The organism is Gelidibacter mesophilus DSM 14095 (assembly GCF_000423005.1).
GTDB lineage: Bacteria > Bacteroidota > Bacteroidia > Flavobacteriales > Flavobacteriaceae > Gelidibacter > Gelidibacter mesophilus.
Genome location: NZ_AUHD01000020.1, coordinates 21,147 through 36,249 on the forward strand (window position 1 = coordinate 21,147; position 15,103 = coordinate 36,249).

Consider the following 15,103-nt stretch of genomic DNA (forward strand, 5'->3'; position numbering starts at 1 on the left):
TTTATAAGGCACCCCATTCTTTTAAAGAATCTGTATTCATTTTAACATAATCCATATTGCCAGCTTCTTTGGATGCAGCTAAAGATTTCTTGGCAATTTCTATTGCTCCTTTTTTATCACCAGCTTTTGCATAGATCAGTGACTGTTGTCTCAATTGATAAAATGCAGGTTTTGGCGTCATAGACATTGCTTTATCCATCCATGTTTTAGCTTGCTTAATGTCTTTTCCTTCTTGTAAATAATATGTAGCTGCGGCATAATAATCTCCAGCTCCAGGACCATTCATAACTTTATCTATACTTGCACTCACCATTTTATCAGTAGGCACTCCAATCTTTACACCGGCATAAACATTTGACCACATCATTCCTAAAGTGGCACCATTACTTGACAAATCGTCAAATGACAATGTAAAGGTTTCAATATCCATTGGTAAAGAATAGGTTTTCGCACTTACCTTTGCAGCAATCTTTGATTCGTCCAATTCTTGCGGAGCTCCCCAATTTTCTGCACTCGAATAAAATACGATATCCCAGTTATTTTCATTTGGTATAGCAAAAAGCGCATAAGTCCCTGCTTTTAATTCTTTTCCTTCTACTGTGACATCTGTACTAAATGAAATTTTAGTATTGTTATTTGCTCCCAATCGCCATACTTTTCCATAAGGTACCAAATCTCCAAAAATTGTACGCGCGCGCATATTTGGACGAGAATACTCTAAAGTGACATCTGTCAATCCTACTTTTTGTTCCACTTTAGAAAACGGACTTGGTTGTGGTGCTTGAATTTGAGCGTTTGTTGCAAAGGTTATCCCTAATACAGCAAGACATAGCATAATTTTTTTCATAATAATTTATTTTCAATGGTTAATTTTTCAATTAGGTAAAATTACAGCTTTTAAAACCTCCATTTGTTAATGAAATCTTAAAATAGAATTCCGATAATTCAAATAACTGACTTACATTCAATTAAATCGGGATGAGCCATTTCCCTAATTGTAGTTAAATTTTGTTTAATAGAACCTTAGAAATGTTAAACATATTGTATCTTTACATCTAAATTAATATCATGGCTAAAAAGAAAATTATATCAGATCAAAACATCATCTCTTATTATATGGATTATGTTTTGGAGCATGGCGAGCAACCTAAATCCGTATATATATTTGCCAAGGCAAATAATTTTGAAGAATCGAAATTCTACGAACATTTTGGATCTTTTGAAGCCATAGAAAAACACATATTGAGAGCATTTCTTGAGAATACTTTAAATATTTTGAACGACAGTGCGGACTATCAATTATTTGACGCCCGGAATAAGTTACTGAGTTTTTATTTCACTTTTTTCGAAAACTTAACGGTCAACCGCAGCTATGTCCTGTTTGCTCTTGATCAATATAAAATGCGCATGAAAGGCCTGAAGGTGTTATCTGAACTTAAAAAGGGATTTACGCATTATATTGATAGTTTGGGTATTGAAACTTTAGACATTAGAGAAGAACGCATAAATAAGTTACAGCGCCGGGCCATGGGTGAATCGGCATGGTTACAATTATTATTGACGCTAAAGTTTTGGATGGACGACACCTCCCCTTCTTTTGAAAAAACCGATATTCTAATTGAAAAATCAGTCAATACCAGTTTTGACATCCTCAATATTGCCCCTTTAAAAAGCGTTATTGACCTTGGAAAATTCCTTTTCAAGGAAAAAGCGCACATGAACTAAATGAAAACGATAGATAAAATTCCCACATCAAAAATACAAAGAGCTTCAAAACTCGTTTCAACAGGTGCTAAAGTAGGTGTTAATTATCTCAAGTATTATGGAGACAAATTAACCAAGACAGAAGATGAAGCACGCTCACGATTAAATGAAAATAATGCTGACGACATCTATGATAGTTTAAAAAAGCTTAAAGGCAGCGCTCTTAAAGTTGCGCAAATGTTGAGTATGGAAAAAAGCATTATGCCGCAGGCTTATGTGGAGAAATTTTCATTGGCGCAATTTTCTGTACCACCATTATCGCCACCGTTGGTACTCAAAACTTTCAAAACCTATTTTGGAAAATTACCCAATGAACTCTATGATACTTTCAATTCCACTTCAGTAAACGCTGCAAGTATTGGACAAGTGCACATTGCAGAAAAAGACGGCAAGACATTAGCCGTAAAAATTCAATATCCTGGAGTTGCACAAAGTATCTCTTCAGATTTGGCACTTGTGAAACCTATTGCCATGAAAATGTTCAACATCAAAGGGAAAGATTCTGACAAATATTTTAAGGAGGTGGAAGAGAAACTCATTGAAGAAACAAATTACATTTTAGAAATAGCGCAAAGCAAGGAAATTGTTGCGGCCTGCTCGCACATTCCCAATCTATTGTTTCCTCAGTATTATGAAGAGCTCTCTTCAGAACGAATCATCACCATGGATTATATGGAAGGAGAACATCTTTCAGAATTTACTGCGACAAACACCAATCAAGAGGACGCCAATACCTTAGGTCAGGCGCTTTGGGACTTTTATATGTTTCAAATCCATGAGCTAAGAAAGGTTCATGCGGACCCACATCCTGGAAATTTTTTAGTGTCTAAGGATAAACATTTAATTGCGCTGGATTTTGGCTGTATGAAAATTATTCCTGAGGATTTCTATGCACCTTATTTTGAATTGGCACAGCCCAAAAACATTTCAAACAAAGCATTTTTTATTGAGAAATTATACCAATTGGAGATTCTTCGTGAGGATGATTCGAAGGAAGAAGCCGAGTTTTTTACTGAAATGTTCCATGAATTATTAAGTCTATTCACACAACCCTTTCATGTGGAAGAATTCGATTTTTCTGATGTTGACTTTTTCGGTAAAATTACCGAATTGGGACAACGCTACTCAAAAAGCACTGAACTCCGTAAGATGAATGGCAATAGAGGTTCCAAACATTTTATCTATATGAACAGAACATTTTTCGGGCTGTACAACCTCATGTTTGATCTAAAAGCAAAAGACATCAAGATCAACAATTTCAAAACATTATGATGATTAAGGACATTAAAGAACGCATTTAAAATTTAATTAATCTATGGCCATTCTCAATTAGAATTGTAATAGTCTACGAGTTAATTAAATAGGCATTCAATTCTTAAAAAAGCTCTTTTGAACCGCTTTTAGAGTTTTTTCCAATTTTATATTGATAGCTAGCTTATATTAGATATCTTTACAGCATTGAAACCTACCAAATTACTATTTAATTTGATCAATTCTAAGCCCCAAACTACAGAATTTTCACTAGTTGATTCTGCAATTTTCGATTTATACAATTCAACCATTTTTGATGGTGTTTGGTATTCCAAAAAATCACAGCCTCGAAAAATTATCATTAGTAAAAACTTCAAAGTGTTGTTGGGCTACACTCCCGAACATGAAGTTTATTGGGATACAATCCTTCATCCAGACGACAGAAGTAAATTTATAAAACATTTATCTGCTTATAACGATAAGGGCGAAATCGGGATTCATGACGATTTAAGAATGATTCATAAATCTGGAGAAATTCTATGGATGCAATGTCAGTTTTATTCCAAATCTAATCTTGAACAAAAACATCAATTTATTTTTGTTGCATTTAAGGATATCTCTATAAAAAAGAATGCAGAATTAGAGTTACTGGATCGTCATAAGAGTACCCATGAAATTTTATCTCACAGCTCAATAGGCACATGGCAAAGGAATTTAATTACCGGAAAGTCAGTTTGCGATGAGAGTTTGGCTCATATCATTGGTTATTCAGTTGAGGAACTTAATAGGTTCACTGTTGATGATTGGCATAGTCTTACACATCCTGACGATGTTAAAAAGTCACGACAATTCATAGAAGAACATATCGCGACTAAATCACCATGTTTTAATGGTGAAGGTAGGATGAAGCATAGAAACGGGAATTGGATTTGGGTTGCAACCATAGGAAAAGTTAGTCATTATACTAGAAATAATGAACCTCAGACCCTAGAAGGTATTCTTTACGAAATTACCGATACCAAAAACAGCGAACTACAATTACAAAAATATAAAGACCTTCTTGAAGAAGTCAACAAAGTTGCAGAAATTGGTGTTTGGGAAATTCATTTAGATAGCAACAAAGTTTACTGGAGTGCAGAAATTAAAAAAATGTTGGGTGTTTCTTCAGATTTCGAGCCATCAATTGAAGAGGCCGTGAGCTATTTTAGAGAGGGAGAAAGTCGCGAAAAAATCATTGAATCAGTTCAAAATGCTATTGAAAAGGGACAAAATTACGATATAGAAGTAGAAGCAGTTCTCAAAAACAATAAATATATTTGGACCAGAGCCATTGGAGTTTCAGAATATTATGAAGGAAAATGCACGCGTTTATTTGGATTTTTACAAAACATTCATTGCAAAACAATAGCATCTAAAAAACTTGCATTTAAGGAAGAACTTTTTCATAGTACTTTCTCACATGCACCAGTGGGTATGGCCATCATAGATGTTAAAGGAAATATCATACAGGTCAATAAAAATTTATATGAAATTCTTGGATACTCTAAAAAGGAGCTTTTAAATAGCAATTTTAATCGCTTTTCACATTTTGAGGACAAAAGTATATCAAATAGTTATATTAGAGAGGTTTTAGACGGTAAACGCGAAAGCTTTAAAGTGGACAAGCGCTATATTCATAAGAAGGGCTCCATTATTTGGACCCAGATATCCGTTTCTGCCGTTAAAAACGAAAGTGGTGAAATCATCCACTTTGTCGTCCAAATACAAGACATTACAGATCGTAAAAAAAATGAACTGCTATTAACCAATTATCAGGATTTATTGGAGCGTTCCAATTATGTGGCCAAAATTGGTTCATGGGAAATTAACATTCACGATCATACTGTCACATGGAGTCCGTCTTTGCGTAAAATCTTGAAAACTCGGGACAATCTCGTTCCTAATTTTAACGATTCTATAGAATATTTCGCTGGAAACACACCACAAAAGGATGTTTTAAAATCTGTCTTTAATAAAGCTTTAAAGGAAGGCGCAAATTTTGATATCGAGATTCTCGTTTACCCTGACGGTAGAAAAAAACAGAAATGGATAAGAATGATAGGCGTTTCTGAGTTCTCAGATGGTCAGTGCAAACGCTTATATGGTCTTATCCAGGATATTGATGACATAAAAAAAGTGCAGCTAGCTCTTGCGGCTAAAGAAGAGCAATGGCGAACCACTTTTAACCATGCCAAGGCAGGAATGGCATTGATTAATTTTGAGGGGATGGCCGATAGTGTCAATCAAAGTTTATGTGATCTGTTTGGTTACAGTATGAAGGAAATGGAACATATAAATATCAAAAGTATCTCATTAAGCGAAGATCTAGAACTTCATATTAATTTAATGGAGAATTTGATAAACGGAAAAGCGCAAAATTTTAACGACGATTTACGATTCTTACATAAAAATGGCCATACTATTTGGGCTAATGTTTCGGTTTCAGCCGTTAAAAATGATTATGGGAAGTTCACGCATATGGTGGCGCAATTGGTCGATATCACGGAATCAAAGACCAACCAAATCCTTTTAAATAAATATAAAGATAGTTTAGAACGCTCAAATACAATTGCAAAGATTGGATCATGGGAGTTGGATCCAGAAACGAAACACTGTTATTGGAGCGTCAATCTAGGTCGATTACTAGGAAGTAGAGATACCACCTCACTTTCTTTCAGTTATTCAATAATGAACTATGTGCCTAAAAAAAATCAAGAATATCTTACCGCCTTTATTGAAGATGCTCTTTTAAATGGCACTAACTTCGATTTAGAAATTCAATTAAAAACCGAAACAGGGTTGAGATGGATGCGTATCATAGGGATTTCTGAATTTGAAAATGGCTCATGCAAATTGTTACATGGATTGGTTCAGGATATTCACGAATTCAAAACGGCGCAGCTAGAGATTCTACTTAGGGAAGAGGAATTTAGACAAACCTTTTGGCATGCACCAATTGGGATGGGGATGATGGATTTAACCGGGAAGGTCGTAAAGGTCAACCCGAGTATGTGCGAAACATTTGGGTATACGGAGCAAGAATTAATACATATTGAAAAAAATGTTATTTCACATCCGGATGATATTGAAGCCACAAAAACTTTCATACAACAAATTTTGTCTGGTGAGCGAGAAAGTTTTCAGCAAGAAAAGCGTTATTTTCACAAAAACAAAAGTCTAATTTGGGCAATTTTATCCATATCAGCTGTAAAAAATGACCTTGGAGAAACCACGCATTTTGTCACGCAAGTCAACGATATTACGGATAAAAAACTTATGACCGAAAGTCTAAAAGAACATAATAATAGACTTCAAAATTATGCGCATATTGTGTCGCACAATCTCCGATCTCATACCGGAAACTTGGCCATGCTATTAGAATTAAGTGAAATAAACAATAAAAAAGGTTGCGATAATGATTTATTTGAGCACATTAAGTCAGCATCAAATAACATGAACGAAACGGTGCAGCACTTAAGTGAGATTGTAGAAATCCACAACCTTCTGAAAGAAACTCTTGTGCCACACAATTTGAGAAAACGGGTTGATAAATCAATTGCAAGTGTCAGAGCTACATTAAATGAAATTAATGGCGAAGTGACTTTTAATGTTGATGAAGATTATCTGGTCTATGCCGTTTCGTCCTATATGGACAGTATTTTGCACAATCTGATTACCAACGCCATAAAATACAAATCACCCTACCGACTTTTAAAGATTAAGATGAAGGCCGGAAGAAAAAATGGAATGACATTTTTAAGTATTGCTGACAATGGTCTGGGAATTGATCTGGAGAAACATGGCTCAAAGATTTTTGGTATGTACAAGACCTTCCATGAGCACAAAAAAGCTAAAGGTATTGGTTTGTTTATCAGTAAAAATCAAATAGAAGCCATGGGAGGCAGCATTGAAGTTGAAAGCAAACCGAATATTGGCAGTACCTTCACTATATATTTTAAGGATGAAGAAAATTAATACAATTTGCATTATAGACGATGATCCCATTTTTAGATTTGGAACAAAAAAAATGATGGAAACCGTTCAGGCTTCGCTGAATTTTTTGGTCTATAAAAATGGAAAAGATGCCTTTGATAATTTATTGCCAAATTTAAAGTTAAACACCAACCTGCCTGATGTTATTTTGTTGGACCTCAATATGCCAATCATGGATGGATGGCAATTTTTGGATGAATTTCTAAAAGTTCCTGATTCAGAAAAAATTCCAATATATATAGTCAGCTCATCAGTAGATAGTCGGGATATTGAAAGAGCAAAAACTTATAAAATGGTCGGACAATATATAATTAAGCCATTTTCTATCTCCAAAGTTGAAGAGCTTTTGGAAGGGTTAAAAAAATAGAAATTCATTCCCAACCTCCTATTGTCATTCATCCAATAAAAAATATATTTCGTTTCTTCAGATTTCATTTATATATTAAATTTTGAGCATTTTTAAATCAAATTAGATTATTTTTGTTTAACATAAGCTCTGTTTTGTTAAACATTTCGTATCTTCAATTTAAAATAATCTACACTTGAAAATTCTCGTTACAGGTTCTACCGGCTATATAGGAAAAAGACTGATTCCTATATTGATCAATGAAGGTCATGATGTGATATGTGCTTTGCGTGATAAATATAGGGTTGACAAAACCTATCTTGAAGATGAGCATATTTCTGTTGTTGAAGCTGATTTTCTAAAACCAGAAACGCTTCAAAATATTCCAAAAGAGATTGACGTTGCCTATTATTTGATACATTCCATGTCCAATACCTCAAAGGATTTTGAACAATTGGAAGCCAAATGTGCCGATAATTTTAGAACGTACTTTCAAACCACAAACGTAAAACAAGTCATATATTTGAGTGGCATCACCAATGATGCCTATCTGTCCAAACATCTGCAATCCCGAAAGAATGTCGAAGAGTTATTGGAATCAGAGCACTATGGCTTAACCATTTTTAAGGCAGGAATTATTGTGGGTTCTGGAAGCTCTTCCTTCGAAATTATTCGTGACTTGGTCGAGAAATTGCCAGTGATGATTGCCCCTAAATGGCTGAACACCAAAACCCAACCTTTAGCAGTCAGGGATGTACTTTCGTTTTTATCAAAAGCGAAAGGCCGAGAAGAAGTCTACAATAAAAGCTATGACGTTTTTGGTCCTGAAGTTTTAACGTATAAGCAGATGCTGCTCCAGTTTGCGGACATTCGAGAATTAAAACGTTATATCTTGACTGTGCCAGTTATGACTCCAAAACTGTCCTCTTATTGGCTTTATTTTGTGACCTCCACATCTTATAAGCTCGCTACTTCCCTAGTGGAAAGTATGGGCGTTGAGATTATAGGGAATAAAAGTAATATTAACGAACTGCTCGATGTGCATCCCATTAGTTATAGAGCGGCTGTAGGGTTGGCTTTCGAAAAAATTGAACAAAACAGTATCATTTCAAGCTGGAAAGATTCGATGGTAAGCAGCGGACGTCTAAAAAACAGTTTTCATAAATATATAAATGTCCCTACATACGGCTGCTTTACGGATTACAAAGAGCGTAAAGTTGAAGATATGGATCGCACCATCAACCGGATTTGGTCTATTGGCGGATCAACAGGTTGGTATTATGGCACTTATTTATGGAAGATACGAGGGTATCTGGATAAGCTTTTTGGAGGTATTGGTCTACGACGCGGCAGAACCCATGTTTCCGAAATTAATGCCGGCGATGCTTTGGATTTTTGGCGGGTAATCTTTAGTGATAAAAAAGAACGAAAGCTATTGTTATATGCAGAAATGAAACTTCCTGGCGAAGCATGGTTGGAATTTAAAATAGAAGATGGCCTGCTCAAACAAACCGCAACATTTAGACCACGTGGATTGGCGGGACGCTTGTATTGGTATAGCGTATTGCCGTTCCACTGGTTTATTTTTAATGGAATGATCAATAAGTTGGTGGAAGTGGAATAAATTGCGCATCTGCAGCCCTGAAAAAATCTGATTTTTGTGAAGTGCACCACATATTAAAGATTGTCGATTCATGCTTCAAACTATTTAAGCGCACTTATGACCGGGACCCATGAACCCAATTGTCACATTCTATTTTGAACATTGAACGGTGGAGTTAGTTTCCCCAATTCTACATTCGGAATCTATAAAACAAGAATGATTGTCCTTGGTTATCCATCCTGTAAGTCCTATTGACGATTTTAATCATAATATTGATTTTTTCAAAAAGCAGATCCCAAAATTAAGGAATTCACAAATCAAATTTCTAAATCATCTTTTCCTTAAGAAAAAAACAAACATAGATATGTTAATGTTTGTTTAATGTTTTGGGTAAAAATATAAACATTTGTTTAGATTACCTATATTTATACCATGATTTTGGACACCACATATACCAATAAAAAGCACGATAAACTTATTAATGATTTAGTGGGAAAATCCTATAGTTTGATTCAAACCATAAAAATGAAAGGGATTGGTTCTAAACGGATGATCATTGATGCGGTCAGTCCCAATTTAGAACACTATCTGAACACTGTTTCTGCAGTCAATTACGCCAATTTAGAATTACGACCTTCGGGGTTGCTGATTAGAATTAATAAGGGGTTACAAACGTTTACATGGCCTATTCCATTTTATCAATTAGTGATTTACAAGAATGATGGCAGTAGTATCCATGCACAAGGCCTTTTTATTCACTTTAGAAGAAATACGACCTTCAAAGAAAACAAAGCGTTTTTTGCCAAGCTTCTGGACGAAAAAATCAAATATGATGCCCAATATAATTTTCAACCATGATGTTCACTGACCATAAATTGATAGGATCATAGAAATAAGAACGGGCCACAGAACATCAAAAGTTAAGAACAACTCAAAGCGTTCTGTATAAAGGTTCTAGACAAAAACAGATAACACACATCACGCTATCAAAGTGTTAATGTCATTTTAAGGATTAAGTTAAAAGAATTAAATGTTTAAAGAAAAACAAATAAAATCAGCCCCAACTGAACACCATGAAAAAGGACTCAGTGCAATTGAACTTGGAGAAGACCATTTCTTTTCCGGATTGGAAACACCTTTAAAATCGGATGCTTTTGTATTAACTGACCAAGAAAAGAAGCTTCGCATTGCTGGTTTATTTGAAGAAATAATGGATGTCATGGGTTTAGATTTAGCTGATGATTCATTGAAAGGCACTCCAGAGCGTGTCGCAAAAATGTATATTGAGGAGAATTTTTCCGGTTTGAATCCTGCTAATAAACCAAAAATCACTTTGTTTGATAATAAATATCAATACAATCAGATGTTGGTTGAAAAAAACATGACACTTTACTCAAATTGTGAACATCATTTTGTTCCCATCATTGGAAAAGCCCATGTGGCCTATATCTCATCCGGCAAGGTGATAGGGTTATCAAAATTAAATAGAATTGTGCAGTATTACGCCAATCGTCCGCAGGTTCAGGAACGATTGACCAACCAAATTGCAGAAGAATTAAAACATATTTTACAAACAGAAGATGTGGCCGTAATTATTGATGCCAAGCATTTATGCGTTTCCTCTCGAGGAATTAAAGATGAATGCTCTGCAACGGTTACCTCCTATTACGGTGGAAAATTTGGCACACCAGAGAAAATAGCCGAGTTACAAAATTATTTAAAAGATTAAGATTATGGATATTATTAATGAAGCTCTCGAATTTGAACAACAAAAATTAAGGTCACTTTCTACAAGTGATAGAATTGAAATTTCAAGAAAGGCGAAATCATTGATTTTGGGCTTAAATGAAATTTATAAACGCAAAAAAGACGAACAAATCATGGACATCATGAAGCGTTTGACTGTCATAAAAAGGAAGGTAGAAAAACGACTTAATGGCAAACCATTGGTGGCTTAAGCGAAAAATATAATGAATTTGGATTGTACGTTATCATGTGTTGCAGCCTAGGCTGCGTTCATTAGTATTGCCTTAACTCATTTTCTTTTAAAGGTGGAAACACAGAACACTATTTTTTAACATCAAGAAAATGAAAACTATAATTATTGTTGGAGGAAGTAAGGGCATTGGCAAAGCCATTGCTCTTACATTACTTCCTAACCACTCGGTTATCAATATCAGCAGAACACCTCCTGAATACGCACACGATAATCTTACACATTATTCCTGTGATATTTTAGCAGATGCATTACCGACGATTGAAAAAGCAGACGGACTTGTCTATTGTCCTGGAAGCTTCAATTTAAAACCTATTTCCAGATTAAGTTTGGACGATTTTAGAGCCGATTTCGAATCAACGTCATCGGTGCCGTTAAAAGCATTCAAACTTACTTGGACGTTCTAAAAAAAGGACATCAACCTGCCATCCTTTTATTTAGTACAGTAGCTACAAAGTTAGGAATGCCTTTCCACGCCAGTGTGGCAGCTTCAAAATCGGCAGTGGAAGGGCTGGTGAAATCGTTGGGTGCTGAAATGACAACCACCTTGCGTATCAATGCGATAGCTCCTACCGTTACAGATACTGATCTCGCTTCTAAATTGCTTAGAAACGAAAAAATGATTGCCAGCATAACTGAGCGTCATCCTCTTAAAAAGTTTTTAAAACCAGAAGAAGTGGCGGATATGGCGGAATTCTTATTGTCTGAAAAATCAGCTTCCATTTCAGGACAGATCTTTAAATTGGACTATGGCCTTGTCAGCTTTAAAATGTAATTATAAATCCTTTTAAAACGTTTCAGTCAACCTTATCCATTTCCAAAAACCAAAACCTATGGATTTAAAAAGCTTTTATGATTTAAAGATAAATGATCTAAAAGAGGATCCTATTGATCTCAGTAATTTTAAAGGAAAACATATCCTGATTGTCAACGTCGCTTCAAAATGTGGGTTTGCACCTCAGTATAAGGAGCTACAGACACTCTATGAGAATCACAAGAAACATCTTCAAGTTATTGGTGTACCCTGCAATCAGTTTGGAGGACAAGAACCAGGAGACGCAGCTGAGATAGAAGAATTTTGCCAAGTGAATTACGGCGTTGATTTTCTCATGACCGAAAAAATTGATGTGAAAGGCAAAAACCAACATCCGCTTTTTGAATGGCTCACTGAGGAAGCATTAAACGGTGTGTCCAGTTCCAAAGTTAAATGGAATTTTCAAAAGTACCTTATCGATGATCAGGGCAAACTCATTGATTATTATTATTCTATTACTAGTCCTACAAGCAAGAAAATCTTAAAGTATCTAAAATAAAAATTAGGATTTCTTTTAGTCCTTAATAAATTAAATTTAGAAAACTTAATACACTACAACCGATGTTTGGTTTTTTTATAAACAGGTCAGAATCAAAAAGAACCACAATTATAGTACGAAGCCTTGATGAAAAAATGGCACCGTCTTTCTGGCTCCGATTGGTCTAAAAGTGATGAAAAATATGTTGAAGCACAAAAATTTTGGATACATTAGAGGTTATGAATTCAAACATATAGTATCATGAAATTTCTTAAATTCTTTTTTATTTTTCTCGTTTTCAATTTAGGGGCCTTAGGCCTGGGCGTTTTATTAATGGGCAATGGACCAACCAGCGATTGGTACACTTCTATGAACCAAGCCCCATGGACGCCACCTAATTGGATTTTTGGAACTGCTTGGTCCTTCATCATGCTGTGTTTTTCTTTTTACATGACCTTTCTTTATCTTAAGCACCCAACAAAGAAGGTCTTGACGCTTTTTATCATACAATTCATCTTAAATGTCGCATGGAATTATGTTTTTTTTAATCAGCATTTAATTGCTATCGGCTTGGGAACAATAATTGCATTAACCATAATTATTACTGCGTTTTTGGTCACATATTTAAAAGTAATAAAAGGCTATACCTTATTCATTCTTCCATATTTTATTTGGATTTGCATCGCGACCTCACTCAATTTATACATTCTAATTTATAACTAAACAGCTACCTACTTTCGTGGGCTCTATGATGAAAATATACACGCTTCATAAAAAGCAAAACTTGCCAATAAGTCTAGAAACGGCATGGAACTTTCTTTCAGATCCCAAAAATCTGAAGACAATTACTCCAGATTACATGGGCTTCAATATTATAGCCGGTGCTGATCGTCCGATGTTTGCGGGACAAATCATTCAATACATTGTGACGCCTGTTTTTGGAATCAAAACGAAATGGGTCACTGAAATTACCCATAGTGTCACCAACCATTATTTTGTGGATGAGCAGCGCTTTGGGCCGTATGCCTTATGGCATCATAAACATTTTATAAAAGCAATTGACGGTGGCGTGGAAATGGAAGATATTATCGATTATAAAGTTCCTTTTGGAATTTTAGGACAATTGATGCATCCGTTGCTTGTAAAACCCAAATTGGAAGAAATATTCGATTTTAGAACCAAGAAATTAGAAGCCCTTTTTGGAGTTTATAACGAGAAAATTCCGGCAGGATAGCTTTTTCAAAGGCAATTGAAGTTGAATTTAAAATCACATACCTGTCTGTAATATAGAGATTTGAATTGCCAATATCAAAATATTGCTTAGATAAACTTAAAACTTGAATCCCTAAAACATGAAACAACCCCTTACCATATTCTGGTTCCGTCGTGATTTGAGATTGGACGATAATATCGGATTTCACCAAGCCTTAAGAGCAGAGCATCCCGTACTGCCTCTCTTTATTTTCGATACAGAAATTTTGGATCATCTTCCAGAGGACGATGCAAGAGTGAGCTTTATTTTTGAAACACTTCAGAACATGCGGCAGGTTTTACAAGATCAACATGGCAGTAGTTTGGCAATATACCATGGCAAACCATTAGACATCTACAAGCAACTTATTGCCGATTATGAGATTGCTGAAGTTTATACCAACCATGATTATGAACCTTATGCTCGAGAGCGGGATTGTAAGATCAAAGCGTTTCTTTCAGAAAAAAATATCCCTTTCAAAACCTTTAAGGATCACCTTATATTTGAAAAGGACGAAGTTGTGAAAAAAGATGGCGACCCCTATTTAGTATATACACCATATATGAAGGTTTGGAAAGCTAAATTTAAAACTATTGATTTGGAAATTTTTTATACGAATTCCTATCTCGATAATTTGGCTAAAAACACACGCTTACCAAACTTGAGCTTATCAGATATCGGTTTTAATAAATCGTCGCAAAAAATAGCCAATTATGATGTGACCCCTACGCTCATCCAGGACTACGAATACACTCGAAATTTTCCGGCAAAGGATAGTACATCCCGGTTAGGGCCCCACTTGCGCTTTGGAACGGTGAGCGTCCGTAAAATAATTAAAAAGGCCGTTGCTGAAAAGAATGAAGTATTTTGGCAGGAACTTATCTGGCGCGAATTTTTTGCGCAAATTTTATGGCATTTTCCAAATACCGTAAGTGAAAGTTTTAAGCCGAAATATGACCGCATTGAATGGCGCAATAACGAAGCGGAATTCAAACTTTGGTGTCAAGGACAAACTGGCTACCCTTTAGTGGATGCTGGAATGCGACAACTTAATGAAACCGGTTTTATGCACAATCGGGTGCGAATGTTGGTGGGCAGTTTTTTATGCAAACACCTTTTAATAGATTGGCGATGGGGAGAGGCCTATTTTGCCGAAAAGCTGCACGATTATGAGATGGCTAGCAATGTTGGCAATTGGCAATGGGTTGCGGGAACTGGCGTGGATGCTGCACCCTATTTCAGGATTTTTAATCCAACAACACAGATTGAAAAATTTGACAAGGATTTAAAGTACATCAAGAAATGGGTGCCGGAATTTCAAGAATTGACCTACGCCGAGAAAATGGTGGATCACAAAGAAGCCAGGGAACGCTGTCTGAAGGTCTATAAAAACGCACTGGATTAATTCGATAATATTGTAAGCTTCCCCTAAAACCGAACTGTTTAAAAGTAGAATAATTATCTTAATTTTAAACAGTATTATGAGAAAGAGTAAATTTTCACCACAGCAGATCGCAAAGATCCTAAAGGAGTTCGACAACGGAAAGAGCGTAGACGAGATCAGTCG

General features: G+C 35.5%; 13 protein-coding genes and 1 pseudogene. 13 read left to right on the forward strand and 1 reads right to left on the reverse strand.

Annotated elements, in window-relative coordinates:
• Position 1: 1 nt before the first annotated feature.
• Positions 2–847 carry a DUF2911 domain-containing protein gene (locus G525_RS0116590; protein ID WP_027127150.1) on the reverse strand — a complete coding sequence of 282 codons (846 nt, stop codon included), beginning with the start codon at positions 845–847 and terminating at the stop codon, positions 2–4.
• Positions 848–1,068: 221 nt separating this feature from the next.
• Between G525_RS0116590 and G525_RS0116595 the strand changes: the two genes are divergently transcribed.
• The 13 genes and pseudogenes from G525_RS0116595 to G525_RS0116655 all read left to right on the forward strand — a co-directional run bounded on the left by G525_RS0116595 (position 1,069) and on the right by G525_RS0116655 (position 14,941).
• Positions 1,069–1,725: a TetR family transcriptional regulator C-terminal domain-containing protein gene (locus tag G525_RS0116595; RefSeq protein ID WP_027127151.1), complete on the forward strand. Its 657-nt coding sequence runs from the start codon at positions 1,069–1,071 to the stop codon at positions 1,723–1,725.
• Entirely contained in the window at positions 1,726–3,036 is a 1,311-nt protein-coding gene (locus G525_RS0116600; RefSeq protein WP_027127152.1) for an ABC1 kinase family protein, read from the forward strand.
• A 186-nt stretch (positions 3,037–3,222) separates the two neighbouring features.
• Positions 3,223–7,029: a PAS domain S-box protein gene (locus G525_RS0116605; protein WP_027127153.1), complete on the forward strand. Its 3,807-nt coding sequence runs from the start codon at positions 3,223–3,225 to the stop codon at positions 7,027–7,029.
• On the forward strand, positions 7,016–7,414 hold the full coding sequence (locus G525_RS0116610; protein ID WP_027127154.1) for a response regulator: 399 nt from the start codon (positions 7,016–7,018) through the stop codon (positions 7,412–7,414). The genes G525_RS0116605 and G525_RS0116610 overlap by 14 nt, the downstream gene beginning before the upstream one ends.
• A 175-nt stretch (positions 7,415–7,589) precedes the next feature.
• On the forward strand, positions 7,590–9,017 hold the full coding sequence (locus G525_RS0116615) for an SDR family oxidoreductase (protein ID WP_027127155.1): 1,428 nt from the start codon (positions 7,590–7,592) through the stop codon (positions 9,015–9,017).
• Between the two features lie 411 nt (positions 9,018–9,428).
• On the forward strand, positions 9,429–9,854 hold the full coding sequence (locus tag G525_RS0116620) for a hypothetical protein (RefSeq protein WP_027127156.1): 426 nt from the start codon (positions 9,429–9,431) through the stop codon (positions 9,852–9,854).
• Between the two features lie 172 nt (positions 9,855–10,026).
• Complete coding sequence (folE, locus tag G525_RS0116625; RefSeq protein ID WP_027127157.1) at positions 10,027–10,725, forward strand: GTP cyclohydrolase I FolE; 699 nt, start codon at positions 10,027–10,029, stop codon at positions 10,723–10,725.
• 4 nt (positions 10,726–10,729) lie between these two features.
• On the forward strand, positions 10,730–10,954 hold the full coding sequence (locus G525_RS0116630) for a hypothetical protein (RefSeq protein WP_027127158.1): 225 nt from the start codon (positions 10,730–10,732) through the stop codon (positions 10,952–10,954).
• Positions 10,955–11,084: 130 nt separating this feature from the next.
• Positions 11,085–11,767: pseudogene (locus tag G525_RS21305) on the forward strand (SDR family NAD(P)-dependent oxidoreductase).
• 58 nt (positions 11,768–11,825) lie between these two features.
• Positions 11,826–12,305, forward strand: a complete 480-nt coding sequence (locus G525_RS0116640; RefSeq protein WP_027127159.1) for a glutathione peroxidase — start codon at positions 11,826–11,828, stop codon at positions 12,303–12,305.
• Between the two features lie 240 nt (positions 12,306–12,545).
• Positions 12,546–13,007 carry a TspO/MBR family protein gene (locus G525_RS0116645; protein ID WP_027127160.1) on the forward strand — a complete coding sequence of 154 codons (462 nt, stop codon included), beginning with the start codon at positions 12,546–12,548 and terminating at the stop codon, positions 13,005–13,007.
• Between the two features lie 28 nt (positions 13,008–13,035).
• Positions 13,036–13,518 (forward strand): SRPBCC family protein, encoded by a 483-nt coding sequence (locus G525_RS0116650; RefSeq protein WP_027127161.1) that lies wholly within the window; start codon positions 13,036–13,038, stop codon positions 13,516–13,518.
• 118 nt (positions 13,519–13,636) lie between these two features.
• On the forward strand, positions 13,637–14,941 hold the full coding sequence (locus G525_RS0116655; RefSeq protein WP_027127162.1) for a cryptochrome/photolyase family protein: 1,305 nt from the start codon (positions 13,637–13,639) through the stop codon (positions 14,939–14,941).
• Positions 14,942–15,103 lie beyond the last annotated feature (162 nt).

What these genes read in the sequence shown, in the direction of transcription:
- G525_RS0116590 (WP_027127150.1), bottom strand. Translation starts at nt 847, where the DNA reads ATGAAAAAAATTATGCTATGTCTTGCTGTATTAGGGATAACCTTTGCA.
- G525_RS0116595 (WP_027127151.1), top strand. Translation starts at nt 1,069, where the DNA reads ATGGCTAAAAAGAAAATTATATCAGATCAAAACATCATCTCTTATTAT.
- G525_RS0116600 (WP_027127152.1), top strand. Translation starts at nt 1,726, where the DNA reads ATGAAAACGATAGATAAAATTCCCACATCAAAAATACAAAGAGCTTCA.
- G525_RS0116610 (WP_027127154.1), top strand. Translation starts at nt 7,016, where the DNA reads ATGAAGAAAATTAATACAATTTGCATTATAGACGATGATCCCATTTTT.
- G525_RS0116620 (WP_027127156.1), top strand. Translation starts at nt 9,429, where the DNA reads ATGATTTTGGACACCACATATACCAATAAAAAGCACGATAAACTTATT.
- folE (WP_027127157.1), top strand. Translation starts at nt 10,027, where the DNA reads ATGTTTAAAGAAAAACAAATAAAATCAGCCCCAACTGAACACCATGAA.
- G525_RS0116630 (WP_027127158.1), top strand. Translation starts at nt 10,730, where the DNA reads ATGGATATTATTAATGAAGCTCTCGAATTTGAACAACAAAAATTAAGG.
- G525_RS0116640 (WP_027127159.1), top strand. Translation starts at nt 11,826, where the DNA reads ATGGATTTAAAAAGCTTTTATGATTTAAAGATAAATGATCTAAAAGAG.
- G525_RS0116645 (WP_027127160.1), top strand. Translation starts at nt 12,546, where the DNA reads ATGAAATTTCTTAAATTCTTTTTTATTTTTCTCGTTTTCAATTTAGGG.
- G525_RS0116650 (WP_027127161.1), top strand. Translation starts at nt 13,036, where the DNA reads ATGAAAATATACACGCTTCATAAAAAGCAAAACTTGCCAATAAGTCTA.
- G525_RS0116655 (WP_027127162.1), top strand. Translation starts at nt 13,637, where the DNA reads ATGAAACAACCCCTTACCATATTCTGGTTCCGTCGTGATTTGAGATTG.